Origin of the sequence: Mesorhizobium sp. M8A.F.Ca.ET.161.01.1.1, from assembly GCF_004792105.1 — a bacterium.
Taxonomy (GTDB): domain Bacteria; phylum Pseudomonadota; class Alphaproteobacteria; order Rhizobiales; family Rhizobiaceae; genus Mesorhizobium.
Map to the genome: position 1 here is coordinate 29,529 of NZ_SRTD01000008.1, position 24,508 is coordinate 54,036.

23 protein-coding genes and 1 riboswitch are annotated in these 24,508 nt (G+C 63.1%); of the genes, 9 read left to right on the forward strand and 14 right to left on the reverse strand.

Annotated elements, in window-relative coordinates; all coding sequences use genetic code 11:
• The first annotated feature begins 146 nt into the window (after positions 1–146).
• The 3 genes from mmsA to araD1 all read left to right on the forward strand — a co-directional run bounded on the left by mmsA (position 147) and on the right by araD1 (position 4,158).
• Positions 147–1,679: a multiple monosaccharide ABC transporter ATP-binding protein gene (mmsA, locus tag EN804_RS20005; protein ID WP_127275619.1), complete on the forward strand. Its 1,533-nt coding sequence runs from the start codon at positions 147–149 to the stop codon at positions 1,677–1,679.
• Entirely contained in the window at positions 1,676–2,962 is a 1,287-nt protein-coding gene (gene mmsB / locus EN804_RS20010; protein WP_127275618.1) for a multiple monosaccharide ABC transporter permease, read from the forward strand. Before mmsA ends, mmsB begins: the two co-directional genes overlap by 4 nt.
• 203 nt (positions 2,963–3,165) lie before the next feature.
• Positions 3,166–4,158 carry an AraD1 family protein gene (gene araD1, locus EN804_RS20015; protein ID WP_127275617.1) on the forward strand — a complete coding sequence of 331 codons (993 nt, stop codon included), beginning with the start codon at positions 3,166–3,168 and terminating at the stop codon, positions 4,156–4,158.
• Between the two features lie 51 nt (positions 4,159–4,209).
• On the opposite strand, the gene EN804_RS20020 is transcribed toward araD1, so the two are convergent.
• Positions 4,210–5,304 (reverse strand): 2'-deoxycytidine 5'-triphosphate deaminase, encoded by a 1,095-nt coding sequence (locus EN804_RS20020; RefSeq protein WP_127275616.1) that lies wholly within the window; start codon positions 5,302–5,304, stop codon positions 4,210–4,212.
• Between the two features lie 140 nt (positions 5,305–5,444).
• Positions 5,445–5,522: riboswitch (SAM riboswitch) on the forward strand.
• Positions 5,523–5,578: 56 nt separating this feature from the next.
• On the opposite strand from EN804_RS20020, the gene EN804_RS20025 reads away from it, so the two are divergent.
• Positions 5,579–6,769, forward strand: a complete 1,191-nt coding sequence (locus EN804_RS20025) for an O-succinylhomoserine sulfhydrylase (RefSeq protein ID WP_127275615.1) — start codon at positions 5,579–5,581, stop codon at positions 6,767–6,769.
• Between the two features lie 27 nt (positions 6,770–6,796).
• Here EN804_RS20025 and EN804_RS20030 read toward each other — a convergent pair whose 3' ends face one another.
• Complete coding sequence (locus EN804_RS20030; protein ID WP_127275614.1) at positions 6,797–7,948, reverse strand: ceramide glucosyltransferase; 1,152 nt, start codon at positions 7,946–7,948, stop codon at positions 6,797–6,799.
• Between the two features lie 220 nt (positions 7,949–8,168).
• Here EN804_RS20030 and apaG point away from each other — a divergent pair, with 220 nt between their 5' ends.
• Positions 8,169–8,561: a Co2+/Mg2+ efflux protein ApaG gene (apaG, locus tag EN804_RS20035; RefSeq protein WP_027146773.1), complete on the forward strand. Its 393-nt coding sequence runs from the start codon at positions 8,169–8,171 to the stop codon at positions 8,559–8,561.
• A gap of 229 nt (positions 8,562–8,790) precedes the next feature.
• Here the strand turns inward: apaG and EN804_RS20040 are convergent, their stop codons facing one another.
• The 3 genes from EN804_RS20040 to EN804_RS20050 form a co-directional block, all read right to left on the reverse strand.
• Positions 8,791–9,822, reverse strand: coding sequence for an Hsp33 family molecular chaperone (locus EN804_RS20040; protein ID WP_127275613.1), 1,032 nt, complete (start codon positions 9,820–9,822; stop codon positions 8,791–8,793).
• A 146-nt stretch (positions 9,823–9,968) separates the two neighbouring features.
• A complete protein-coding gene (gene argF / locus EN804_RS20045; protein ID WP_127275612.1) occupies positions 9,969–10,880 on the reverse strand; it encodes an ornithine carbamoyltransferase in 912 nt (303 codons plus the stop codon).
• Between the two features lie 16 nt (positions 10,881–10,896).
• A complete protein-coding gene (locus EN804_RS20050; RefSeq protein WP_135862052.1) occupies positions 10,897–12,096 on the reverse strand; it encodes an aspartate aminotransferase family protein in 1,200 nt (399 codons plus the stop codon).
• A gap of 356 nt (positions 12,097–12,452) precedes the next feature.
• On the opposite strand from EN804_RS20050, the gene EN804_RS20055 reads away from it, so the two are divergent.
• A complete protein-coding gene (locus tag EN804_RS20055) occupies positions 12,453–12,971 on the forward strand; it encodes a GcrA family cell cycle regulator (RefSeq protein WP_127275610.1) in 519 nt (172 codons plus the stop codon).
• A gap of 68 nt (positions 12,972–13,039) precedes the next feature.
• Here the strand turns inward: EN804_RS20055 and EN804_RS20060 are convergent, their stop codons facing one another.
• From EN804_RS20060 to EN804_RS20070, 3 genes are all read right to left on the reverse strand, one after another.
• Positions 13,040–14,047 (reverse strand): magnesium and cobalt transport protein CorA, encoded by a 1,008-nt coding sequence (locus EN804_RS20060; protein WP_135916879.1) that lies wholly within the window; start codon positions 14,045–14,047, stop codon positions 13,040–13,042.
• Positions 14,048–14,140: 93 nt separating this feature from the next.
• Complete coding sequence (phoU, locus tag EN804_RS20065; RefSeq protein WP_135921001.1) at positions 14,141–14,866, reverse strand: phosphate signaling complex protein PhoU; 726 nt, start codon at positions 14,864–14,866, stop codon at positions 14,141–14,143.
• Positions 14,867–14,982: 116 nt separating this feature from the next.
• Positions 14,983–16,248, reverse strand: coding sequence for an ATP-binding protein (locus EN804_RS20070; protein ID WP_135916878.1), 1,266 nt, complete (start codon positions 16,246–16,248; stop codon positions 14,983–14,985).
• 155 nt (positions 16,249–16,403) lie between these two features.
• Here EN804_RS20070 and ppk2 point away from each other — a divergent pair, with 155 nt between their 5' ends.
• Positions 16,404–17,312: a polyphosphate kinase 2 gene (gene ppk2, locus EN804_RS20075; RefSeq protein WP_127870773.1), complete on the forward strand. Its 909-nt coding sequence runs from the start codon at positions 16,404–16,406 to the stop codon at positions 17,310–17,312.
• Positions 17,313–17,384: 72 nt separating this feature from the next.
• Here the strand turns inward: ppk2 and EN804_RS20080 are convergent, their stop codons facing one another.
• The 3 genes from EN804_RS20080 to EN804_RS20090 all read right to left on the reverse strand — a co-directional run bounded on the left by EN804_RS20080 (position 17,385) and on the right by EN804_RS20090 (position 19,599).
• Entirely contained in the window at positions 17,385–18,134 is a 750-nt protein-coding gene (locus EN804_RS20080; protein WP_127870772.1) for an enoyl-CoA hydratase-related protein, read from the reverse strand.
• Complete coding sequence (locus tag EN804_RS20085) at positions 18,131–18,769, reverse strand: acyl-homoserine-lactone synthase (protein WP_127279872.1); 639 nt, start codon at positions 18,767–18,769, stop codon at positions 18,131–18,133. Before EN804_RS20085 ends, EN804_RS20080 begins: the two co-directional genes overlap by 4 nt.
• Positions 18,770–18,867: 98 nt before the next feature.
• Positions 18,868–19,599, reverse strand: a complete 732-nt coding sequence (locus EN804_RS20090) for a LuxR family transcriptional regulator (RefSeq protein ID WP_127279873.1) — start codon at positions 19,597–19,599, stop codon at positions 18,868–18,870.
• Positions 19,600–19,858: 259 nt separating this feature from the next.
• Between EN804_RS20090 and EN804_RS20095 the strand changes: the two genes are divergently transcribed.
• Positions 19,859–20,707, forward strand: a complete 849-nt coding sequence (locus EN804_RS20095; protein ID WP_127279874.1) for a transporter substrate-binding domain-containing protein — start codon at positions 19,859–19,861, stop codon at positions 20,705–20,707.
• A 44-nt stretch (positions 20,708–20,751) separates the two neighbouring features.
• On the opposite strand, the gene EN804_RS20100 is transcribed toward EN804_RS20095, so the two are convergent.
• The gene (locus EN804_RS20100; protein WP_127279875.1) at positions 20,752–21,165 is read right to left on the reverse strand and encodes a tellurite resistance TerB family protein; all 414 of its coding nucleotides are present in this window, start codon (positions 21,163–21,165) and stop codon (positions 20,752–20,754) included.
• 158 nt (positions 21,166–21,323) lie between these two features.
• Here EN804_RS20100 and EN804_RS20105 point away from each other — a divergent pair, with 158 nt between their 5' ends.
• Positions 21,324–22,970, forward strand: a complete 1,647-nt coding sequence (locus EN804_RS20105) for a lysine--tRNA ligase (RefSeq protein ID WP_135921004.1) — start codon at positions 21,324–21,326, stop codon at positions 22,968–22,970.
• Here the strand turns inward: EN804_RS20105 and EN804_RS20110 are convergent.
• Positions 22,936–23,787 carry a thermonuclease family protein gene (locus tag EN804_RS20110; RefSeq protein ID WP_348642051.1) on the reverse strand — a complete coding sequence of 284 codons (852 nt, stop codon included), beginning with the start codon at positions 23,785–23,787 and terminating at the stop codon, positions 22,936–22,938. The two genes, EN804_RS20105 and EN804_RS20110, sit on opposite strands and share 35 nt — an antisense overlap.
• A 9-nt stretch (positions 23,788–23,796) precedes the next feature.
• A complete protein-coding gene (locus EN804_RS20115) occupies positions 23,797–24,432 on the reverse strand; it encodes a helix-turn-helix transcriptional regulator (RefSeq protein WP_127280688.1) in 636 nt (211 codons plus the stop codon).
• Between the last annotated feature and the right edge of the window lie 76 nt (positions 24,433–24,508).

Sequence of the window (24,508 nt, forward strand, 5' to 3'; positions counted from 1 at the left end):
GGTCCTGCGCAACGCAGGGCCCCTTTTCGTTCACAAGCGACCCCGGTATTGTTTCTGCCGGCCTAGAGCAATTCCAGGAAAAGTGCGCGGCGGTTTTCCGTCAGGAATTGCGTAAAAACAAGAAAGTCTAGGAGGAGCTTGCCCTGATGACCTCGACGATTTTGGAGATGCGCGACATCACCAAGACGTTCCCCGGCGTGAAGGCGCTGTCGAACGTCAACCTCAGCGTGGAGGAAGGTGAGATCCACGCCGTTGTCGGCGAGAACGGCGCCGGCAAGTCGACGCTGATGAAGGTGCTGTCGGGCGTCTATCCCTCCGGCACCTATGACGGCCAGATCATTTTTCAGGGCCAGGAATGCCAATTCAAGGGCATCCATGACAGCGAACACAAGGGCATCGTCATCATCCACCAGGAGCTTGCGCTGGTGCCGATGCTGTCGATCGCCGAAAACATCTTCCTCGGCAACGAGCACGCCAGATACGGCGTCATCGACTGGAACGCCAACGAGGCGCGCACCAGCGCCCTGTTGAAGAAGGTGGGCCTCAAGGAGGACCCCAAGACCCTGATCACCAATATCGGCGTCGGCAAGCAGCAGTTGGTCGAGATCGCCAAGGCGCTGAGCAAGGAAGTTAAGCTGCTGATCCTCGACGAGCCGACCGCATCGCTCAGCGAAAAGGACAGCCAGGCGCTGCTCGACCTGCTGCTCGAATTCAAGCGGCAAGGCATGACCTCGATCCTGATCTCGCACAAGCTCAACGAGGTGAACCGGGTCGCCGACAAGGTTACCGTGATCCGCGACGGGCGTACCATCGAGACGCTGGCCAAGAAGGATATTTCGGAGGACCGCATCATCACCTCCATGGTCGGCCGCTCGCTCGACGACCGCTATCCGCCGCGCGAGCCTGACATCGGCGAGGTCGTGTTCGAAGTGAAGAACTGGTCGGTCTATCACCCGATCCATGCCGAGCGGCAGGTGATCAAGGGCATCGACCTCAACGTGCGCAAGGGCGAGGTGGTCGGCATTGCCGGGCTGATGGGCGCCGGCCGCACCGAATTCGCCATGAGCCTGTTCGGCCGCTCCTATGGGCGCCGCATCACCGGCGAAGTGCTGCTCAAGGGCAAGGCGGTCGACGTCTCCTCGGTGAGCAAGGCGGTCCAACACGGGATCGCCTATGTGACCGAGGACCGCAAGACCTACGGTCTCAACCTCATCGATCATATCAAGCACAACATAACGCTGGCCAATCTGGGCGGCGTCTCGCGCCACAGTGTGATCGACGACATGCGCGAGCTCGCCGTTGCCAACGACTATCGAAAGAAAACCAACATCCGTGCATCGAGCGTCTATCAGATGACCGGCAATCTTTCGGGCGGCAACCAGCAGAAGGTGGTGTTGTCGAAATGGCTGTTCGCCGACCCGGAAGTTCTGATCCTCGACGAGCCGACGCGCGGCATCGATGTCGGCGCCAAGTACGAAATCTACACGATCATTGCGCGCCTCGCCGCTGAAGGTAAGGCGATCCTGGTCATCTCGTCGGAAATGCCGGAATTGCTCGGCATCACCGACCGAATCTATGTCATGAACGAAGGGCGCATCGTGGGCGAAATGCCCGCGGCGGACGCGAGCCAGGAAAAAATAATGCGGGCCATCGTTCGTGGAGAAGGAAAAGCAGCATGAGCACCGACAGCGCCCCCGCCCCGCAAGGCAACATCGCCGAAGAACAGCGTCCACGCATCGCCGTCTCGGCGCTGACGACGAACCTGCGCGAATATGGTCTGATTATCGCGCTGATCGTCATCATGCTGTTCTTCCAGTTCACCACGTCGGGAACGCTGTTCAAGCCGGTCAACCTCAGCAACCTGGTGCAGCAGAACTCGTTCATCATCGTGATGGCGCTGGGCATGCTGCTGGTCATCGTTTCGGGCTACATCGACCTCAGCGTCGGGTCGGTCGCCGGTTTCATCGGCGCGCTGGCGGCGAACATGATGGTCATCTGGCAGCTCGGACCGCTCAGCAATCCGCTGGTGGTCTCGATCGTCTGCCTGATCGTGGGCGGCCTGATCGGCGCGGCGCAAGGCTATTGGATCGCCTATCACCGGATACCGAGCTTCATCGTGACGCTGGCGGGCATGCTGATCTTCCGCGGCATCTGCCAGGCGCTGCTGGGCGGCGGCTCCTCGGTGGGTCCGCTTCCGGACGGCTTCAAGGCACTCAGCTCCGGCTTCATTCCTGATGTGATCGGCCCGCTGACGCTGATTGCGCCGACGGTAAACGCGGCCGGCAAGACCATTTTGGGCAGCGGCCTGACGCTGCACATGACGACGGTCGTGCTGGGGCTGATCGCCGTGCTGGCCTATGCCTATTTCGGGGTGAGGACACGGCGCAAACGCGAGCGCCACGGCTATGAGGCCGAGCCCTTCCCCCTGTTCGTCATCAAGACGCTGGTTGCCAGCGCGCTGGCGCTGTTCCTGGTCTATGAATTCGCCAGCTACAGGGGCCTGCCGGTGGTGCTGCTCGTCATGGGCGTGCTGATCTCGCTGTTCGTCTTCGTTACCAAGCGCATGACCATCGGTCGCCGCATCTACGCGATGGGCGGCAACCCCAAGGCAGCGCAATTGTCGGGCATCAACACCGAGCGGCTGACGCTTCTGGTGTTCATCAATATGGGCGTGCTGTCGGCGCTCGGCGGCCTGATCATCGCCGCGCGTCTCGGCCAGGCCGTGCCGGCCGCGGGCCTCGGCAGCGAGCTCGACGTGATCGCGGCCGTCTTCATCGGCGGCGCCTCGGCGATGGGCGGCGTCGGCCAGGTGATCGGCGCGGTGGTCGGCGGCTTCATCATGGGCGTGATGAACAACGGCATGTCGATCATGGGCGTCAACGTCGACTGGCAGCAGGTGGTCAAGGGACTGGTGTTGCTCGGAGCCGTCATCTTCGACGTCTACAACAAGAACAAGGCTTAAGGGCTGGAGGCGAGGACTAGGAGGCATACGGGTTCTAGATCGCGAAGCTGCCGGCAGCCCGTCGGCACCAAGAAGTCCGGGGAAGGACCAGGCTCGCGAACGCAATCCGGACGAAGCGTTTCAACCGTGGCGCGTTTCCGCGCCGCGCCGGTCAGGATTTTGCCGATGGCAGCCGGACACGGAAAAATGAGAGAGGACTGATCATGCTGATCTCGCAGATTCTCGACGACGCCGAGACGATCCGTGTCGTTGCCCGCAGCGGCGGGAAGACCCGGATCATCAACGGCGCGCGCAGCGTCTATTCGCTGGCGATGGAGGCCGCCCGCACCGGTGTCGGCCTGGCCGCCCTGATCGAACGCAAGGGACTTGGCGAGACGGTCGATCTCGACGCCGCCTACAAGAGGGGACGGCTCCTGTCGCCGATCAATCACCCCGACCCGGCGCATCTGCACCTGACCGGCACGGGGCTGACGCATCTCGGGTCGGCCGCGACGCGCGATTCCATGCACAAGAAGCTCAGCACCGACGGCGAGGAGCAGCTCACCGATTCGATGAAGATGTTCCGCATGGGGCTGGAAGGCGGCAAACCCGCCAAAGGCCAGGTCGGCGTACAGCCGGAATGGTTCTACAAGGGCAACGGCACCATGGCGGTCGCGCCTGGCGCGGCGCTGATGTCGCCGGCCTTTGCCAAGGATGCCGGCGAAGAACCCGAGGTCGCCGGGATCTATGTCATCGGCGACGACGGCGCGCCGTTCCGCGTCGGCTTCACGCTGTCGAACGAATTCTCGGACCATGTGACCGAGCGCGTGAACTATCTCTTCCTCGCCCACTCCAAGCTGCGCAATGCCTCGTTCGGGCCGGAAATCCTGATCGGAGACCTGCCTTCGGACATCCGCGGCACGTCGCGCATCCTGCGAGACGGCAAGACATTGTGGGAGAAGCCGTTCCTGTCGGGCGAAACGAACATGTCGCACACCATCGCCAATCTCGAACACCACCACTTCAAATATTCGGCCTTCCGCCAGCCGGGCGACGTGCATGTGCATATGTTCGGCACCGCGACGCTATCCTTCGCCGACGGCATCAACACGGAAGCAGGCGACGTGTTCGAGATCGAGGCAGGGGATTTCGGCCTGCCGCTGCGCAACCCGCTGGAAATCGAAAAGCCGGTGAAGGTGGCGGTGAAGGCGCTGTAAAAGCCACGAGGGCGTCATCCCCCTCTCGTGGGGAGATCGGCAGCTTCGACCTTAGCGCACCGCGCGGAAATGCTTTGAGAGCTTGAGGCCTTGCGCCTGGTAGTTCGAGCCCAGGTCGGTGCCGTAAAGCGCCCGCGGCCGCTTCAGCATGTGCTCGTAGACCAGCCGGCCGACGATCTGGCCATGGTCGAGGATGAACGGGACTTCGTGGCTGCGCACTTCGAGCACCGCCCGGCTGCCGGTGCCGCCGGACGCCGAATGGCCGAACCCCGGATCGAAAAAGCCGGCATAGTGGACACGGAACTCGCCGACCAGCGGATCGAAGGGCGTCATCTCGGCGGCGTAGAGCGGCGGCACATGCACCGCCTCCTGGCTGACGAGGATGTAGAACTCGTCGGGATCGAGCACCAGTTCGCCGGCGCCGCTCTTATGGATCGGCTCCCAGAAATCGAGGACATCCTGGGCGGCACGCTTGTCGACATCGACGAGCCCGGTGTGGTGCTTGCCGCGATAGCCAACCACCCCATCCTTGTCGCCATTGAGATCGATCGACAACGCGATGCCGCCACCGGAAATGTTGGGCGGATCGGTGGCGACCAGCATCTCGGCGTTGTGCAATTCATGCAGCTCAGCCTCCGAGAGCAGTGCATTGCCGGTGCGGAAGCGGATCTGCGACAGGCGCGAACCGGTGCGCGCAATGATCGGGAAGGTGCGCGGGCTGACTTCGAGATAGAGCGGACCGTGATAGCCGGCGGCGATCTTGTCGAACTCGTGGCCGCGATCGGTCATGACGCGGGTGAAGATGTCTAGGCGCCCGGTCGAGCTCTTCGGATTGGCCGACGCCGAAATATCAGCCGGCAGGGCCAGACTTTCGAGCAGCGGCACAATATAGACGCAGCCGGTTTCGAGAACCGCGCCTTCGGTCAGATTAATCTCGTGGAGTTGCAGCCGATCGAGCTTTTCCGAGACCTTGTGGTTGGGGCCGGGCAGGAACGAGGCGCGCACCCGCCAGGCCTTTTTCCCCAATCTGAGATCAAGGCTCGCCGGCTGGATCTGATCGGCATCGAGCGCGCGCGGCGACTTCAGCGCGCCGGACTTGAACAGCGCCGAAATGTCCTGATCGGGAAGAATGCCTGTCTGCCGCAAAGTCTGGCTCCGCCCAAGACTGGTCTCTTTTGGTGCAGGTTCTTGCCGCAAAACCACTGGGCACTTTTGCGGAACCTGCCTTGGTACAAACCTCTTAATGAAGCCGGCAATTGACGCAAGCGTGGCGCGGGTCTAAAGGGTCGTTATCCCGTGGTGATTTGGCCGGTCGGCTTGCAGCCACGTTAAACAAGTCGCTAAAGGACCGTCGGGCCGCAAGGCCGTATGGACCGGTTGCGACTTTCGCGGCCGGTTTTTTTGTGTCTGGAACAAAGCGATGAGCACCAAGAAGCGCAACTGGAAACCTCAGACGGCACTCGTGCATGGCGGAACCTTGCGTTCCCAATTCGGCGAAACCGCCGAGGCGATGTACCTGACCCAGGGCTATGTCTATAAAACCGCCCAGGCGGCGGAAGCCCGCTTCAAGGGCGAAGAGCCTGGCTTCATCTATTCGCGTTACGCCAACCCGACCGTCGACATGTTCGAAAAGCGCATGTGCGCTCTCGAAGGCGCCGAGGACGCGCGCGCCACGGCGTCGGGCATGGCGGCGGTGACCGCGGCCCTTCTGTGCAGCGTCAAGGCCGGCGATCATATCATTGCGGCGCGCGCGCTGTTCGGCTCCTGTCGCTGGGTGGTCGAGACGCTGGCGCCGCGCTATGGCATCGAGGCGACCTTGGTCGACGGCACCGATATCGCCAATTGGGAAAAGGCGGTCAGGCCGAACACCAAGCTGTTCTTCCTGGAAAGCCCGACCAATCCGACGCTGGAAGTCGTCGACATATCAGCCGTCGCCTCGCTTGCCAATTCGATCGGCGCGCGGCTTGTCGTCGACAATGTCTTCGCCACGCCGCTGCAGCAGAAGCCGTTGCAGCTTGGTGCGCACATCGTCGTCTACTCGGCCACCAAGCATATTGACGGCCAGGGCCGTTGCCTCGGCGGCGTCATCCTGTCGGACAAGAAGTGGATCGACGAAAACCTGCACGACTATTTCCGCCACACCGGCCCCAGCCTGTCGCCGTTCAATGCCTGGACCTTGCTGAAGGGGCTCGAGACGCTGCCGCTGCGCGTGCGCCAGCAGACGGAAAGCGCCGGCAGGATCGCCGACTTCCTGGCCGAGCAGCCGCAGATCGCCCGCGTCATCTATCCCGGCCGCGCCGACCATCCGCAGGCCGCCATCGTCAAGAAGCAGATGTCGGGCGGCTCGACGCTGATCTGCCTCGACGTCAAGGGCGGCAAGCCGGCGGCCTTCGCGCTGCAGAACGCCCTCGACATCGTGCTGATCTCGAACAATCTCGGCGATGCCAAGAGCCTGATCACCCATCCGGCGACGACGACGCACAAGAACCTGAGCGACGAGGCCCGCGCCGAACTCGGCATCGGGCCAGGGACGCTCAGGCTGTCGGTCGGCCTGGAGGACGCCGACGACCTGCTGGAAGACATCGCGCAGGCGCTGAAGGCCGCCAAATAGGCTGTTTGGGAGCGTCGGTCGCGGCGATCAGGCGCGCGACGGCGTCTCCTCCAGTTCGGCCGCCTTGGTGCGGATGGTCATTGCGTTGCCGCGCCAGTCGACGGCGCCGCCGAGCCAGCCGCGCGCCCAGAGGGTTGGGAGCATCACGTCCCGCGCCATCATGGCCGCGACCATGCGCGGCGACAGGTACCAGCCCTTGGACAAGGCCAGTGCGCACTCCGGAAGGTAGAAGGCCGCCAACACGGCAATCGCGGTTGCCCAGAGGCTGATGCCGGCGCTCGCCGCAGCAACCAGGGCAAGCGCGAGAGGCACCGCCGCGCCGGTCAGGATTTCGGGCGCGAAGAACAGCGGGAAGGTGACGCGGCGCAGGCGCGCCCAGCGGGCCTGACGCGACCAGATCTCGCCAAGCGTGCGCTGGCCGAGCGGCTGCTCGAAGGGCGCGGCAACGAGATTGACGCGCAAGCCGAGGCCGTTCACCAGCTTGGTGGCGGCAGCGTCCTCGGCGATCTCGGCGGCCAGCGCCCGAATGCCGCCATTGGCATTCAGCATCGGCTTGTTCCACAGCATGCTCTTGCCCTGGGCAAAGCCGAGGCCGAGCGCCTCGCCGGCATACTGCCAGCGGGCCTGCAATGTGTTAAGGAAGGCGCATTCGACATCAGCCCAGAAACCCTCGGGCCGCGAGCCGATCGGCGTCGAGCAGACAAGGCCGGTGTCGGGCCGCCATGCCGCCATCATGTGCTCGACATAGTCCCTCGGCATCAGGACGTTGGAATCGGCAAGGATGACCCAGTTGTGGCGTGCCGCTTCCCAACCCTTGACGCAATTGTTGAGCTTTGGATTGGCGCTGACGCGGTCGTCACCGATCAGCAGCCGGGCCGGCACCTTGGGAAACCGGGCAATCGCCCTGTTTATCAGTTTGACCACCGGATCGTCGGGATGGGCGACGCAGAAGATCAGTTCGTAGCGTGGCCAGTCGAGGGCGAAGGCGCGTTCCAGCGTCTCATGCGTGAACGGCTCGACGCCCCGCGACGGGACGACGATCGAGACCGGTTGCGGCTTGCCGGCTGGCGGGGCGATCGTGTTGCGCCGTTTCAGCTGTGAAGCGGCGAGCGAAATGCTGGCGGCGTTTGAAAGGATGAGTGCGGTCGAAAGCGAGGCGGCTATGAAGGTGAGTTCCATCGAGATCTGGTCACTCCGGAAAGGCGGCCGGCATCGTGGCCGTTTTCAACAGTTCGACAGAGCGCCGAGTCGCCCGGTTCGTGCACACCACCATTGTCGTGTGTCACTTAAATGACATTCTTTGCCGGCACCTGCGGTTCAAGGTCAGCCGCGACAAGACGCGCACGTTGACCTGCTCACCGGGAGCGCTGAAAGTCATCGGGTTGTTTTGGAGCCGCTCATGTACCGCGCCGTGACGCGCAACATCGAAGTGCAGGTCAGGCCGTTCTATCTCGAGGACCGTTCGGATCCCTCGGAGAACCGCTATGTCTGGGGCTATCAGATAACGATCGACAACCAGTCGGACGAGTTCGTGCAGTTGTTGTCGCGCTATTGGCACATCACCGATGGCGCCGGCCGGGTCGAGGAAGTGCGCGGGCCGGGCGTTGTCGGCGACCAGCCGGAACTCAATCCCGGCGACAGCTATCAATACACGTCCGGCTGCCCGCTCTCGACACCGTCCGGGATCATGGTCGGACGCTACACGATGCGCAACAAGCGCGGCGAGACCTTCGACATCGCCATCCCCGCCTTCTCGCTCGATCTGCCGGGGACAAGGCGCACGGTGAATTAGCGTCTTTTCTCCCGTCACTATACGGGGGAGTTGAGGAATGGTCCGCGAAGCGGACGAATTGCTTGGCTTTTCGAGTGACGACCGTCCGGCAGGACAATGAGGGCAGCGCCGAGCTTGCGAGAATTTTCTTCAGATAGAGCCAAGGAGCTCCTGTACTAACGCTGGCGCTGCCCCTCATCCGCCTGCCGGCACCTTCTCCCCGTATAGTGACGGGGAGAAGGGACTAGCTTTACTGAGCCGCAAACTCGGCCGGATCGAAGTCGTACTGGGTCGAGCAGAACTCGCAGGCGACGTGGATGCCGCCATCCTCGGTGCTGTCCTTGATCTCCTGCGCGGAGAAGCCTTCGAGGATATCGCGGATCTTGTCCCTGGAGCACGAGCACTGGTCGGTGACGGGGACGCCGCCGAAGACGCGCACGCCATGCTCGTGGAACAAGCGATAGAGCAGCCGCTCGGCGCCGATGGTCGGGTCGATCAGCTCGGTCGGCTCGATGGTGCCCAGCAAGGCGAGGAGTTCCTGCCAGGAATTATCGGCCGGATCGTGGACTTCCTCGCGCGGATCGCCATCGCCACCCGGCAGGTCCGGGACGCGCATGCGCTCGGGCGATTGCGGCAGGAACTGCGCCAGTATGCCGCCGGCGCGCCACTGCTCGCGCGCACCGCCGATACCGGGCGTCAGCAGCTTGGCGACCGAGAGCCTGATATCCGTCGGGATCTGTTCCGACTGGCGGAAATAGGTACGCGCCGCGTCTTCCAGCGTTTCGCCGTCGAGCTGGACGATGCCCTGATAGCGCTGCGTATGGGCGCCCTGATCGATGGTCAGCGCCAGCACGCCGCTGCCAAGCAGCGTTTGCTGCGAGGTCTCGCCGGCCGCGACCAGCGCTTCGAGCCGATCCGCGTCGAAACGCGCATAGGCGCGCAGCGCCGAGGGCGTGGAAAAGTCCGCGACCAGCATGTCGACAGGCCCGTCGGTACGGGTCTGCAGGATGAACTTGCCTTCGAACTTGAGCGAGGTGCCGAGCAGCACCGTCAGCACACAGGCTTCCGCCAGCAGGCGGGCGACCGGCTCGGGATAGTCGTGGCGGCCAAGGATGGCGTCGAGCATCGGCCCGAGCTGCACCGTGCGGCCACGCACGTCGAGCGGACCGACTTCGAAGGGAACGACGTGATCGTCGCCGGCGTAGCCGAACTCGCCGAGTTTGGGGTGATGTTCAGTCACTTGATGGCTTTCCAACATGACAAAGCTCCAGGGCGCGGCCATGCGGCCCTGGTGGGCACATGCGTCCAAACGCGCTTGATTTGCGTGATGCGGCGCAGATAGGCATCGCGCCCCCGCAGATCAAGCGCCTGGGCATTTCAGGCGCCAAGACATATCAAGCAACAAGACACATCAAGCAACAAGACACATCAAGCACCGAGACACCAGGCAAGCACGGCCTTCTGGGCGTGCAGCCGGTTTTCGGCCTCGTCGAAGACCACCGAATGCGGTCCGTCGATGACCTCGTCGGTCACCTCCTCACCGCGATGGGCCGGCAGGCAATGCATGAACAGGGCGTCGGGCTTTGCCTTGGCCATCAGCGCGGCGTTGACCTGATAGGGCGAGAAGACATTGTGGCCGCGGGCACGGTGTTCCTGGCCCATCGACACCCAGCAGTCGGTGACGATGCAGTCGGCCTGGTCGACGGCTTCCTCGGGCGAGCGGGTGAAATGCAGCTTGCCGCCATGCGCCTTGGACCAGTCGACATGCTTCTGCGCCGGTTCGCTGCCTTCGGGTACGGCGACGTTGAGATTGAAGCGGAACCGTGCCGAGGCCTCGAGCAGCGAGTGTAGCACGTTGTTGCCGTCGCCGGTCCAGGCAATGGTCTTGCCGGCCACCGGACCGCGATGCTCCTCGAAAGTCATGATGTCGGCCATCAGCTGGCAGGGGTGGGTGTCGTCGGTCAGCCCGTTGATCACCGGAACGGTGGCATTCTCGGTCAACTCCAGCAGCCGCTCGTGCGAGGTGGTGCGGATCATGATGGCGTCGACATAGCGCGACAGCACCTTGGCGGTGTCGGCGATGGTCTCGGAGCGGCCGAGCTGCATCTCGGTGCCGGTCAACATGATGGTCTCGCCGCCAAGCTGGCGCATGCCGACGTCGAAAGAAACGCGCGTGCGCGTCGAAGGTTTGTCGAAGATCATGGCCAGCACCTTGCCTTCGAGCGGCTTGGTCCGCTCGCCGGCCCTGAGACGCGCCTTTCGCGTCACCGCATCATCCAGCATGAAGCGCAAATCGCCTTCGGAAACGGTGGAAAGATCGGTGAAATGGCGAACTGACATCAGGAATGGTTCCGGATTACTTCGCGGCGGCGGAGGCAATGGCCTCCGACAGGCCCTTGGCGCCGGCGCGGATGCGGCCGAGCGCTTCGTGAATCTCGGCATCGGTGACGGTCAGCGGCGGCAGCAGGCGAATGACGTTGTCGCCGGCCGGAACCGCCAGCAAATGCTGGTCGCGCAGCGCCATGTTCACCTTGCCGTTGGGCATCGCGCATTTGAGGCCGAGCATCAGCCCGGTGCCCCTGATATCCTCGATCACCTCGGGGAATTCGTCGGCTACCGACGCAAGCCCCTGCTTCATCAGCAGCGCCTTGCGCTGGACATCCTCGAGAAATCCATCTTCCAGCACGACGTCGAGGACGGCGTTGCCGACCGCCATTGCCAGCGGATTGCCGCCGAACGTGGTGCCGTGCACGCCGGCGGTCATGCCGACGGCCGCTTCATCGGTGGCAAGGCAGGCGCCCATCGGGAAGCCGCCGCCAATGCCCTTGGCGATTGCCATGATGTCGGGCGTCACACCCGACCACTCATGCGCGAACAGCTTGCCGGTACGGCCAATGCCGCACTGAACCTCATCGTAGATCAACAACAGGCCGTGCTGCTCGCAGAGCTGCCGCAGACGCTTCAACGACTGTGTCGGTACCGGGCGGATGCCGCCCTCGCCCTGCACCGGCTCGATCAGGATCGCGGCGGTCTCGGGCGTGATCGCTTTTTCAGCGGCGTCGATGTCGTCGAAGCCGACCTGATCGAAGCCTTCGACCTTGGGTCCGAAGCCCTCGAGATATTTGTACTGGCCGCCGGCCGCGATGGTCGCCAGCGTGCGGCCATGGAAGGCGCCTTCGAAGGTGATGATGCGGAAGCGCTCGGGATGTCCCTTGACGAAGTGGTAGCGCCGCGCCGTCTTGATCGCGCATTCCAGCGCCTCGGCGCCGGAATTGGTGAAGAACACCTTGTCGGCGAAGGTGGCATCAGCCAATCGTTCGCCAAGCCGGCTCTGCCCCGGGATCTCATAGAGATTGGAGACGTGCCAGAGCTTCGCCGCCTGTTCGGTAAGGGCCGCGACCAGATGAGGATGGCCGTGGCCAAGCGAATTGACAGCTATGCCGCCGGCGAAATCGAGATATCGCTCGCCCTTGTCGGTAACCAGCCAGGTGCCTTCCCCATGATCGAAGGCCAGGGGTGCGCGAGCAAAGGTCTCGTAAAGCGCCGAACCGCTCATTATATGCGTCTCCGGTACCGGAAAATCAAAAAAGCCGCCAAAGCGGCGGCCTTCTGTGGCTTATCGTGTTTTTCGGTCATGAAGTCAACGAAAACGTCGCGTAGTGGCGCGCGGCAAGCCCCCTGACGCGACGCCGGCTCATGAGCGACCGGGCAAGTTGGGGAAAACCGAAAAAACCGATTCGTGTTGCACTTGGGACTCTTGTCACCGAGTCAGCGCATAGAGTAGTTGTAGTCGAGAAATAACTAGATTTCGTGCGGCGGACCTAATCACCAGATATATGTGGTGTCTGCCCCAGCAGTGGTGCTGGGTCGGGAAAGGATTCTGATTGCCGCACGCTTATGAGGAGCGCGGTCATGAACTGGACTGACGAGCGGGTAGAACTCTTGAGAAAACTGTGGTCGGAGGGTCTGAGCGCAAGCCAGATTGCCGCTCAGCTTGGAGGGGTCAGCCGCAACGCGGTCATCGGTAAGGTGCACCGGCTGAAACTGTCGGGCCGCGGCCGTGCGACGGCGACGCCGGCACGCCAGAAGAAGGCATCGCAAGGATCGACCGTCCAGAAGTCGGTGGCACGCGCCGCGACCACGGCACGTCATGTCACGACTTCGATCGGCGCGACGGCCCTTCAGACGCAATTCGACGCCGAACCTGTAGCAAGACACTACATTCGCCCGGTCGAGAACGTCGTGGTACCGATCTCACGGCATCTGCAGCTCGTCGAACTGACCGAGCGCACCTGCAAATGGCCGAACGGTGATCCGCTTTCGGAGGACTTCAATTTCTGCGGCAACGAAGCCGCCGAGACCGGTCCCTACTGCAAGTACCATGCCCGCGTGGCGTTCCAGCCAGCGGCGGAGCGGCGCAGGAACCGATAGGGAATAGCCACTGATTGAGCTTCCGCGAGGGGGCAATGCAGTCTTTCCCCTATTCGCTATTCGCCCTTTCACAGCCAGCCGTTCGTCCTGAACCGCCAATACAGGAAGCAGCAGATCAGCGCGATGGTGGCCAGCACCATCGGGTAGCCATATTCCATCTTCAGCTCGGGCATGTCGGTAAAGTTCATGCCGTAGATACCGGCGAATGCGGTTGGCACCGCCAGGATGGCCGCCCACGAGGCGAGTTTCTTGGAGATCGCCGTTTCCTGGCTCTGGCCGACCAGGAGACTGGCCTCGAAGGCGAAGGCCAGCACCTCGCGCAGACTGTCGATCTTCTCCTGGACGGTGCGGATGTGATCCGTCACGTCGCGGAACAGCGGGTGCATGGCCGAATGGATCTGCGGCAGCTCGGCGCTGGTCAGCCGGCGGCAGACTTCCACCAGGGGCAATGCCGCATTGCGCAGGCGCAAGAGGTCGCGGCGCAGCATGTAAAGCCGTTCGATGTCGGGGCCGGTCATCGGCTTCAGCAGGACCTTGTCCTCGATCGCCTCGACCTCGTCCTCGATCTGCTCGAGCACGGGCATGTAGTTGTCGACGATGAAGTCGAGAATGGCGTAAAGGACGAAATCCTCGCCCTTGGCCAGCGAGTGCGGGCAGCTTTCCCAGTGCTGGCGCACGGCGGCATAGGATGTCGACGGGCCGTGCCTGACGCTGACGATGTAGCCTGAGCCGACAAACAGATGAGTCTCGCCGAAGGTGACGCGCCCGTCGATCAGCTGCGCCGTGCGGGCGACGATGAAAAGCGCATCGCCATATTGCTCGATCTTTGGCCGCTGGTGCGGATGCTCGGCATCCTCGATCGCCAGCTCATGCAGATGAAACTGTGCCTGGACGCGCAGCAGAAGTTCACGGTCGGGTTCAAGCAGCCCGATCCAGACGACGTGTCCCGATTTCTTGGCCCAATCGCCGGCTTCCTCGATTGGAATATCGGCGATGCGGCGCCCGGCGGTATAGACACCGCAGGCAATGATGCCCGATGTCGGCGGCGAGGGCTTGAACTCCCGGACATATTCCATCGCGGCCTCCGAAAGCGTTGCCTTCCCCAGGGAACCAAGCTTATCTCGGGGTAGTCTAGCGCAATATGATCAAGCGTTCGAGAGGACGTGCGTTCACTTCACCGGCAGCGCCGCGGGAAGGCCGATCTTGTCCGTCTTGTCGCTTTTCGGCCGATCGGCCGGCATCTGGTCGCCGGTGACGATGTAGTAGATGGTCTCGGCGATGTTGGTGGCGTGATCGCCGATACGCTCGATGTTCTTGGCGCAGAACAGCAGATGCGTACAGGGCGTGATGTTGCGCGGATCTTCCATCATGTAGGTCAGCAATTCGCGAAACAGCGACGTGTACATGGCATCGATCTGGTCGTCTCGGTCGCGCACGAAGCCGATCTTGTCGACCGAACGCGACGCATAGACGTCGAGAACTTCCTTCAGCTGGGTCAGCGCCAGGTTGGCCAGAGCCTCCAGGCCGCGGAAAAGGCTGGTCGGCTGACGGCCGTCGATGACGGCGACCACCCGCTTGGCGACGTTCTTACCGAGGTCGCCGACCCGCTCGAGGTCGGCCGAAATGCGGATGGCGCCGACGATCTCGCGCAGGTCCGTCGCCATCGGCTGGCGCTTGGCGATGATGATGATCGCCTTGTCGTCGATCTCACGCTGCCCCTCATCCAGCACGAGGTCATCGCGAATGACCTTCTGGGCCAATCCCGGATCGGCATTGACCAAGGCGGCGACCGCCTGCTCGACCATGCGCTCGGCATGGCCGCCCATGGCGGCGATGCGCTTGGAGAGATATTTCAGTTCCTCGTCAAAGGCGCTCATTGTGTGAACGGACTGCATGGACGAAATGCCTTCCCACGGGGTGTCTTGATTTTGAGTCGTTTCCTCGAATCCCCGCTGATACGCTAACCGGATGACAGAAAAAAGAAACGGTCCCGTGGAAAACTAGGGCGGCATCAGTGCGCCGGCAAATGGACTGAGAACGCGGCGCCCTTGCCGACCTCGGACCGGATCGTCAGCCTTGCGTTGTGACGCGTCAGAATGTGCTTGACGATCGACAGGCCAAGTCCCGTGCCTTTCTGGGTCCGGCTGGTCTCGACATCGATACGATAGAAGCGTTCGGTGATGCGCGGGATATGTTCCTCGGGGATGCCGGGGCCGAAATCCCGGATCGTCACGTCGATGCCTGGTTCGGAACCGTCATCGCCGCGCGCGATCGACACCACGACGCGGCCGCCCGACTGGCCGTATTTGCAGGCGTTTTCCAAAAGGTTCTCGAAGACCTGGAACAACTCGTCGCGATCGCCCGGCACATCGAGCGGCCCCTTCGCGAAATCGCGCTCGATGGCGACATTGTTTTCCCGGGCGAGCGGTCCGAGCGAATCGATGACGCTGTCGACGGTCTGGCGCAGATCGACTTCGGTTCCCGGTCTCAGATAGGGCTTCATCTCCAGCCGCGACAGCGACAGCAGGTCATCGATCAGGCGCGCCATGCGGCCGGTCTGGTTCTGCATGATCTGGAGGAACTGCTCGCGCGCCGCCGGATCGTTGCGGGCCGGTCCGCGCAGCGTTTCGATGAAGCCCGCGATCGAGGCCAGCGGGGTGCGCAACTCGTGACTGGCGTTGGCGATGAAGTCGGCGCGCATGCGGTCTATGCGTCGCGCCTCGCTCTGGTCCTTGAAGACCAGCACATAGAGGTCGGTGCCATGCCCGACCGATGACGCGCTGACCCGGTAGGCCCGTTCGACAGGCAGTTTCTCGGTGTAATCGACAACATCCGAGGCGACGGTTCCCGACAGCACACTGTCCAGCAGCGCCTGCATTTCCGGCGCCCGGAATTTCAGCGGCAGCGATATGCCGGGCGCGATGCCGCCAAAGGCGGCAAAGGCGGCGGCGTTGGCGTGGACGATGGTGGCGGCCTGGTCGAAGATGATGAGCGGATCGGCGACCGCGGCCGCGAGATATTCCCCCGACAGGCGCTGCAAGCCCATCGCCTCGATTGCCCCGGCGCTCTCGGCGGAATGGCGCACACCGGCCGCCGGCAATATTGCCGCCGCCAGCAACAGCAGCAGAGCCGGTACCAGCACGTAGGCGGAAATACCCGCGAAGCCATAGGCGATCAGAACCGCCACGACCCCGGCCGCAAGCAGCCAGCGGCTGTTCCACAGCCGGGCGGCCATGGCTTGCCCCGTGCCTTTCTGTTCCGCGCCCAGGTCAGTCATTCGCGCGCCCAACCTCCACCGGTCACACGGCGACGGAAACTTCCGCTGGACCGCAAATCAAAAGTGCTACAGCGTCGTTTGCGCGTCCAAATGGACATGCGGCCTGTAGTGGCTCCCAATAGCATGAGTCCAGACACTTAAAAGGGTTCGCCTGCATGAAAAACGCCAAGGAAAATTCCGTCACGCCAACTTCTGGTCCGCTGAACATCAAGATCGGCGGCAAGAAACGGGAGTTCGATATCGAGAATCCCGAGCTTCCGGACTGGGTCGAGGAGAACAAGCTGACCGCGGGCGGGTATCCCTACGACAAGAAGATGAAAAGCGAAGAGTATGACGAGACGCTCGAGAAATTGCAGATCGAGCTGGTCAAGGCGCAAGCCTGGCTGCAGGCGACCGGCAAGCGGGTGATGGCGCTGTTCGAGGGGCGTGACGCTGCCGGCAAGGGCGGTACGATCTTCGTGGTGCGCCAGTACCTCAACCCGCGCACGGCGCGCAACGTCGCGCTGACCAAACCAACCCCGACGGAGCTGGGGCAATGGTACTACCAGCGCTATGCCGACCATTTCCCGACATCGGGCGAATTCGTCACTTTCGACCGCTCCTGGTACAACCGCGCCGGCGTCGAGCCAGTGATGGGTTTTTGCACCCCCGAACAGCATGAGAAGTTTCTCGACGAGACGCCGCATTTCGAACGAATGATCGTCAATGACGGCATCCATTTCTTCAAATTCTGGCTGAACATCGGCCAGGAGACGCAGCTCGAGCGCTTTCACGATCGCCGCTACAGCCCCCTGAAGAGCTGGAAGTTCTCGCCGATAGACATTGCCGGCATCACCAAGTGGGACGATTACACCAAGGCGCGCGACAGCATGTTCGAGCACACCCACAAGGAGTTCGCGCCATGGATCATCGTGCGGGCCAACGACAAGCGCCGCGCGCGGCTGGCGGTGATGCGTCGCATCCTCCTGTCGCTGCCCTACGAGGGGCGCGATCTCGATGTCGTCGGCAAGGAAGACAAGAAGATCATCGGCGAAGGGCCGTCATTCCTGGGCAAGCAGGACTGACGCTTTGGCGCCGCGCGGCCAAAGCCAGCGCGGCGCAGTTGATGGATGTCCTCTTTCCTCAGCCGAGCGGCTCTAGGCCGCCAGGCGCGCGATCCGCTGCAACCGTCGCAGCGTGGCGTCGTCCTGCAGCGCCTGCTGGAACAGCGATATTTCCTCATCGATGCGCTCGCAAAGTGCCGTGGTGTTGCCCTTAAGCAAGCCGCGCGTCTGCAGCAACGCCGCAACCGGCTTTTTGGCCAATTGTCTTGCCCGGCCGAGCGTCGCCTCCTCGACGCTGCCTTCCGGGACGATCTCGGCGACGAGGCCGAGCGCCCTGGCGTCTTCGGCACGGAGCGTGTCGCCGAGGCAGAAGAAGCGGAAAGCTCCGGCATAGCCGAGCTTCTGCGGCGCCAGGATGCTGGTCGCCGCGTCCGGCACCAGGCCGAAATCGACGAACGGCACCCGGAACGTGCTTTTTTCCGACGCGATCACCATGTCGCAATGGAACAGGATGGTGCAACCGACGCCGACGGCGTCGCCGTCGACACAGGCCAGGATGGGCTTCGGAAACGTCGCCAGCATGCGGAACATATCGGTGACGGCGGCGATCAGCTTCTGATGCTTGGTGGCATCCAGGAATTCGGAAAAGTCGCCGCCAAGGCAGAAACAGCCCGCCAGGCCGCGCAGCACGACGACCCGCACCTCGTCGTTCTCGGCGGCTTCGTGGAACGTCGTGGCAAGGCTCTCATAGGCCCTTCTATCGAGCACCGGCCGGCCGTCATTCGACGATACGGTGACGATCAGAGCGTGGTTGCGCAGTTCAGGCTGCGGGTGCGCGTTCATGATGCCCTCCTTTGGCCGAACATGTCGGGATATCCCCTGGCCAGAACGGGCGCATGATGATTGCGGCGCGACCGCACCACGTCCAGCGTGTGCTCGTTGAAGGTGAGCAGCGTCGCCACGACCTGCTGGTTGCCATAGGTGCGCTGATAGCCGAGCGGCGTCGCCAGGAAGTGCAGTTGCAACGCGCGCAGCACCCACATCGGCTCGAACTCGATGATCACCTTGTCGACGCCGCGCTTCAGACCCCACTCGACGAAACCGGCTATCAACTCCGTGCCGACGGTCGAGACGCCGCGCCGGCCATCGCGAAAACCCGGAGCCACCGCATAGCGGGTCAACTCCCAGATGTTGGGACCCGCCGGCGGCGTTCCCTCGGAGAGATCGGTCAACACCTCGGTCAGCAGATGCGGCCGCGTGGTCGGCAACATCCTCTGATAGCCCGCGACTTCATTGCCCCTGATGACGATCTGATGCACCGCCTCGTCATGATCGAACTGGTCGACCTCAAATCCGTCGGGGCGCCGTAGGTCCTCCCATCCCATTTCCTCGACGAATATCTGATAGCGCAGCCGATGGACGGCCTCCCAGAGATCGGGGCGTTCCATCAATTCCTTGGTCGAAAGACAAAAAAGCATTCCGTAGTCTCCTGTGTTTCAGGGGAAGATACGGCCGTGCTTCGATGCGAAAATTGCGTGATCACGTAGGCGAAAAGTGCTAGGCCGGCACGGCCGACCTAACTAATGTAGCCGCGCCTTATCGCCTCGGCGACTGCCTGCACCCGGTTGACGGCACCGAGTTTGCTTTTGGCGTTAAGAAGATGTTTCTCCGACGTGTGCTCGGAGATGCCGAGGATTTGCGAAATCTCCCATTCGGACTTGCCGACGGCGGCCCATTGCAGGCACTCGCGTTCGCGCGGCGTCAATTCGATATGGTCGATTATCTTGCCGGCCATGGTGTGGAGTTGCATGGCGCGGCCGACCGCATAGGTCGAGACCAGCGAGACAAGGCCGAACTCGGCCGCCGACAGTTCCACGGCCTCGCCCCCCAGGGACACCATGACGATCTCACCGTCAAGCGTGATCAGAGGGAAGGCGAGCCCGTCACGCAGCTTGAAGGCACCGGCGTCGCCCATCACTTCGCCACTGTTCTTGTCGATGCGAAGGCCCTGGGCGGCTTCCCGCCACTGGAACGGCGCCTGCAACTGCTTCATGTGACTGACGACGGGATCGTGATCGACATAGTTGCGCGCCACATAGCGCTCCAGCCATTCGACCGGCCAATCGCAAAGCAGCACATGCTGCTTTTGCTGACCCGTCGGCGTGCCCGGCTTCGGAACGGTTCCGGCCATCAGCGCGGTCAGGCCGAACTCCGATGTTACGCCCAACAGTTTCTCGCAGACCGCGGCCGCCGTCGCGGCGTGCTGCAGTTGGTCTATGTATTCCAGCGTCCGATCGAACTGACTCATCGCAACATCAACCCCATGTTGCCTCATGCATTAAAGCCCATGGTCCGCGCCTTGCCGGCACTTTGCCACTGACCACGGATTGCAAAGCGCCCGCTTCCGGTTGTGGTTCTCGACCCTGGTCCCCCCACCAGGGCAGCCACCGCTTGTTTGCAAACTCAGCGAATCATATCCTGAAATCGAAGCGTTGAAATCAAAAAGCATTGTGCCTGTACCATTTTCGTACCAAAACCGGCACGAGCACGGTGCGGGGAGTTCTATCGTGGCGTTCCAATGGCGGTTCCAGGTCCTGGCAGTGGCGCTCATTGCGGCACTGGCTTGGATTCCCGGGGCGCGCGCGGAGCCCCAGGTACCGGTGCTGTGGGACGCCAAGGAGCGGCTGCCCAAGCCGGACCTTTCGGCACTGCCGCGGCTGCGGTTCCTGACGACCACGGATTTTCCGCCCTTCAATTTCCTCGACGGCGCGGGAAAGCTGTCGGGTTTCCATATCGACCTGGCGCGCGCCATCTGCGCGGAGCTCGGCATCGTCGACAAGTGCCAGATCCAGGCGCTGCCCTGGGCGGAGCTTCAAGGCGCGATCGGGAAAGGCGAAGGCGAAGCGATCATCGCCGGCATTGCCGCAACGCCGCAGTCGCGCCAGACATACGCCTTCTCGCGCGCCTACCTGCAGTTCCCGGCGCGCTTCATCATGCCGAAGAACAAGGCGCTGGCGGAACCGATCTTCGATAAATTGCACGGCAAGCGCGTCGGGGTGATATCAGGCTCGGCGCATGAACGCATGCTGCGCGACTATTTCAGCACGGTCCAGGTGGTTCCCTTCGACAAGCCGGAAGCCCTCTATGGCGATCTGAAGGCCGGCAAGATCGATGCGGCCTTCGGTGATGGCATGCGCTTCGCCTTCTGGCTCGGCGGCTCCGACGCGGCCGGCTGCTGCCGCTTTGCCGGCGGCCCCTATCTGGCGCCCGAATATCTGGGCACCGGCATGGCGATCGCCACGCGAGCGGACAATCCGGCACTGGCCGCGGCCCTCGACTACGCACTGCAGGAGATTTCGATGAAAGGCACCTTCGCCGAATTCTACCTGCGCTATTTCCCGGTCAGCTTTTTCTGATCCGGCCCGGTCAGCTTTTTTCTGATCCGGCGTAATGCTCGCCTTCAGGTGAGCGTGCGAAGCCGCGCCTTGGCCGCACGGCCGATGGCCGCCACGGTCAACGTGTCGAGATCGAGCTGGCGGCGGATCAACTGCAGCACCCGCACTTCCTCCATACGCATTTCGAGATCGATGGCAGCCACTTCGAAGGCCGCCGCATAGGCGGTGTCGCGCAATCGCTCCGGCAGCGCCTCGGCAACCTGGGTAAGGACACCCTCCAGGCCATCCTTTTCATGCAACAGCTTCTGACAAGCCTGAGCCACGGCAACCAGCCGGTCCTGCTTGAAATCCTCGAACACCGGCCACGAGCGGACGACCTCGCCGATCCTGGCCAGTTCGACATCGGTCATGTCACGGTCGGAGGCCGATGTGATGACCATCAGGTAGATCAGCGCTTCGTGCGGGGTGGGCGACGGCATTCTTTACTCCTTGGACGGGCTTCGAAGGTAGGAAGGGGAGCCTGAGGCCGCAAGGAAAAAGCGCCCCACGCGTTGACGCTCCGGCCATGCGCGCCTAGAGACCGGTTGAAAATCGACACTTGCAGCCCGAGCGGCGAATAATTTTGGAAAACAGGACCATGGCGGGATCAAACATCATCGATCTCAATCCCGAACTGCTGGCGGCGGCGGCCGAGAGCAAGGCGTGGCCGTTCGAGGAAGCCAAAAAAATCATCGAACGCTACAAGGGCGCCGACTTTCCCGAAACGATCCTGTTCGAAACCGGCTATGGACCGTCGGGCCTGCCGCATATCGGCACGTTCGGCGAAGTGGCGCGCACCTCCATGGTGCGCCATGCGTTCCGCGTGCTGACGCAGGACAAGGTCGCGACCAAGCTGCTGTGTTTTTCGGACGACATGGACGGCATGCGCAAGATACCCGACAGCGTGCCGGATCGAGCGGCGCTCGAGCCGTATCTGCACAAGCCGCTGTCATCGGTGCCCAACCCCTTCGGCGGCGACTATGCGAGCTTCGCCGACCACAACAATGCGATGCTCTGCCGCTTCCTCGACACGTTCGGCTTCGACTACGAATTCGCCAGCGCGACGCAATATTACAAGTCAGGTCGCTTCGATGCGATGCTGTTGCGCGCCGCCGAACGCTACGACCAGATCATGGCGGTGATGTTGCCGACGCTCGGGCCGGAGCGGCAGGCGACATACAGCCCCTTCCTGCCGATTTCGCCGAAGAGCGGGCGCGTGCTTTACGTTCCCATGAAGGATGTCGACGCCAAGGCCGGCACCATCACCTTCGACGATGAAGGCACCGAAACCACGCTGCCGGTCACCGGCGGCAGAGTGAAGCTGCAGTGGAAGCCGGATTTCGGCATGCGCTGGGCGGCCCTCGGCGTCGATTTCGAGATGTTCGGCAAGGACCACCAGACCAATGCGGTGGTCTATGACCGCATCTGCAACATACTGGGCGGGCGGGCGCCGGAGCATTTCGTCTACGAGTTGTTCCTCGACGAGAACGGCCAGAAGATCTCCAAGTCGAAGGGCAACGGCCTGACCATCGACGAATGGCTAACCTATGCGCCGACCGAGAGCCTGGGGCTCTATATGTACCAGCGGCCCAGGCAGGCGAAGAAGCTCTATTTCGACGTCATCCCGCGGGCGGTCGACGAATACTACACTTTCCTCGCGGCCTATCCCCGCCAAGAGTGGAAGGAGCGGCTGGGCAACCCGGTCTGGCATATGCATGACGGCAATCCGCCCGCCATCGACATGCCGGTGCCGTTCTCGCTGCTGCTCAACCTGGTCAGCGCCTCCAATGCGCAAAACAAGGATGTGCTGTGGGGCTTCATCTCGCGCCATGTGCAGGGCGTGACCCCTGCCACCCATCCCGAACTCGACCGGCTGACGGGCTATGCGATCCGCTATTTCGACGATTTCGTGAAGCCGACGAAGACCTTTCGCCCGGCCGACGAGGTCGAACGCGAAGCGCTGGTGGCTCTCGAAAAGGCGCTTGCCGACTTGCCGGCGGACGCCGGCGGCGAGGCGATCCAGAACGCCTCGCTCAACGTGGCGCGCAAGATCGAACGCTACCAGGATCATTCCAAGCAGAGCCCAGAAGGCGGCCCCGGCGTTTCAGGCGCCTTCTTCCAGATGATCTATCAGGTGCTGATTGGCCAGGAACGCGGCCCACGCTTCGGATCCTTCGCCGCGCTCTACGGCGTCACCGAGACCCGCTCGCTCATTCAGAAGGCGTTGGCTGGTCAGCTGGCTTGAGGACGCCGCCATCCTCTTCCAGGATCGAACCCGGCGCCTGAGGCGCCGGGGCGGTGGCGGCCGGCGCGGCCGGGATGCCGGCTAGGTTCGGCGCCGGTCCGAAAATACCTTTCTTCGCACTTTGTGCCTTGTCACCGGCTTCCACATAGGGCCCGCCCTTGGCGGCGCGCGCCCAGCCGTTTTCGACCAGCCATTGACCGACATCCTGCTTGCCTATCCGGCACTCCGCGGCAATCAGATCGCGACCACCTTCCGGCGGCACCAGGCAAACCACCGCGCGGCCGCGCAGCAAGGAACGGAATGCCGTGCGGGCACGGACGCCGCACGGCCAGGATTTGCCATCGGTGGTGCAGGTCTCGTCCTGCCCGACGACATCGATGCCGGAAATGGCGACCGAATAGCCTTTCGCCTCGATCAGGCCGGCGGCCGGGGCGACCGGCTGGAACAGCTTTGTGCCGTGCCAGTCGTCGGGCATCTTCGGCTTGGGCGGCACGGCGAGCGCCAGCTTGCTCAGCGGCGCGCGCGGCTCGACCCGCTCGGGCTCCCCGGCGGGCATTTCTGGCGGCGTGATGACATCCGGATCGATCGCCCGCGAATGCACCGCCGACTTTGGCGGCTGCGATGCAGGTATGGCGGAGGTGGCAGGTTCTTCCGGCACCGTCCCGGCGTCAGCCTGGGGGAGCGTATCGGCGCCGGGATCGATCTGATCCACCGCAACAGTGCTTTCGCTGCCCTTCAGCGTGCGTCCGCCGGCCACGACCAGCGCCGCCATCGCCGGAACCATCAGAACCGCCAGGACAAGATGAGGAAGTCGCACCCGTTGCACCTATTGGCTTGCCCAGACGATCCGCGCCACCCATTCGACCTCGCGCATGGGGATGTCGCGATCCGGATGCTCCGGATTGAGCGAGACCAGCGCGATCGACTTGACGGTCTGTCGCTCGAGCACCTTGGCCATCACCTCACCTGATGTCGTCTTGACGACGACGCGATCGCCCTTGCGCGTGGCGGCGCCCGGCTCGACGATGAGGACGTCGCCGTTGCGGTAGAGCGGCAGCATGGAATCGCCCTGCACCTGCAGCGCATAGGAACTTTCGGTCGATTGCGCCGGCAATTCGACGAGCTCCCAGCCCTGCCCCGCCGGAAAGCCGGCATCGTCGAAGAAGCCGCCGGCGCCTGCCTGGGCAAAGCCGAGCAACGGCACGGCGCGCCGGCTGGCGGGCGATGCGCCCCGGCCTTCGATCAGTCCCGTGAATTCGTCCAGCGAAGCGCCCGTCGCCTCGATGATCTTGGCCAACGATTCGGTCGACGGCCAGCGCGGCCGGCCGTCCGAGGACAGGCGTTTCGATTTGTTGAAGGCGGTCGAATCCAGTCCCGCGCGCCTTGCCAGACCCGACGCCGAAAGCGAATAGCGCTCGGCAAGAGCATCGATGGCAGCCCAGACGCGGTCGTGCGAGAGCATGACGTGCTCTCCTTCGAAACAGGAAAAAATGCCTCTTCCTGTCTAACGCGCAACGGCTGCGTTGTCCACCAGCGTG

Bases quoted from the DNA above. Each gene is read 5' to 3' on its own strand.
- mmsA (WP_127275619.1), top strand. From the start codon at position 147: ATGACCTCGACGATTTTGGAGATGCGCGACATCACCAAGACGTTCCCC.
- mmsB (WP_127275618.1), top strand. From the start codon at position 1,676: ATGAGCACCGACAGCGCCCCCGCCCCGCAAGGCAACATCGCCGAAGAA.
- araD1 (WP_127275617.1), top strand. From the start codon at position 3,166: ATGCTGATCTCGCAGATTCTCGACGACGCCGAGACGATCCGTGTCGTT.
- EN804_RS20025 (WP_127275615.1), top strand. From the start codon at position 5,579: ATGAGCACCAAGAAGCGCAACTGGAAACCTCAGACGGCACTCGTGCAT.
- EN804_RS20030 (WP_127275614.1), bottom strand. From the start codon at position 7,948: ATGGAACTCACCTTCATAGCCGCCTCGCTTTCGACCGCACTCATCCTT.
- apaG (WP_027146773.1), top strand. From the start codon at position 8,169: ATGTACCGCGCCGTGACGCGCAACATCGAAGTGCAGGTCAGGCCGTTC.
- EN804_RS20040 (WP_127275613.1), bottom strand. From the start codon at position 9,822: ATGGCCGCGCCCTGGAGCTTTGTCATGTTGGAAAGCCATCAAGTGACT.
- argF (WP_127275612.1), bottom strand. From the start codon at position 10,880: ATGTCAGTTCGCCATTTCACCGATCTTTCCACCGTTTCCGAAGGCGAT.
- EN804_RS20050 (WP_135862052.1), bottom strand. From the start codon at position 12,096: ATGAGCGGTTCGGCGCTTTACGAGACCTTTGCTCGCGCACCCCTGGCC.
- EN804_RS20055 (WP_127275610.1), top strand. From the start codon at position 12,453: ATGAACTGGACTGACGAGCGGGTAGAACTCTTGAGAAAACTGTGGTCG.
- EN804_RS20060 (WP_135916879.1), bottom strand. From the start codon at position 14,047: ATGGAATATGTCCGGGAGTTCAAGCCCTCGCCGCCGACATCGGGCATC.
- phoU (WP_135921001.1), bottom strand. From the start codon at position 14,866: ATGCAGTCCGTTCACACAATGAGCGCCTTTGACGAGGAACTGAAATAT.
- EN804_RS20070 (WP_135916878.1), bottom strand. From the start codon at position 16,248: ATGACTGACCTGGGCGCGGAACAGAAAGGCACGGGGCAAGCCATGGCC.
- ppk2 (WP_127870773.1), top strand. From the start codon at position 16,404: ATGAAAAACGCCAAGGAAAATTCCGTCACGCCAACTTCTGGTCCGCTG.
- EN804_RS20080 (WP_127870772.1), bottom strand. From the start codon at position 18,134: ATGAACGCGCACCCGCAGCCTGAACTGCGCAACCACGCTCTGATCGTC.
- EN804_RS20085 (WP_127279872.1), bottom strand. From the start codon at position 18,769: ATGCTTTTTTGTCTTTCGACCAAGGAATTGATGGAACGCCCCGATCTC.
- EN804_RS20090 (WP_127279873.1), bottom strand. From the start codon at position 19,599: ATGAGTCAGTTCGATCGGACGCTGGAATACATAGACCAACTGCAGCAC.
- EN804_RS20100 (WP_127279875.1), bottom strand. From the start codon at position 21,165: ATGCCGTCGCCCACCCCGCACGAAGCGCTGATCTACCTGATGGTCATC.
- EN804_RS20105 (WP_135921004.1), top strand. From the start codon at position 21,324: ATGGCGGGATCAAACATCATCGATCTCAATCCCGAACTGCTGGCGGCG.
- EN804_RS20115 (WP_127280688.1), bottom strand. From the start codon at position 24,432: ATGCTCTCGCACGACCGCGTCTGGGCTGCCATCGATGCTCTTGCCGAG.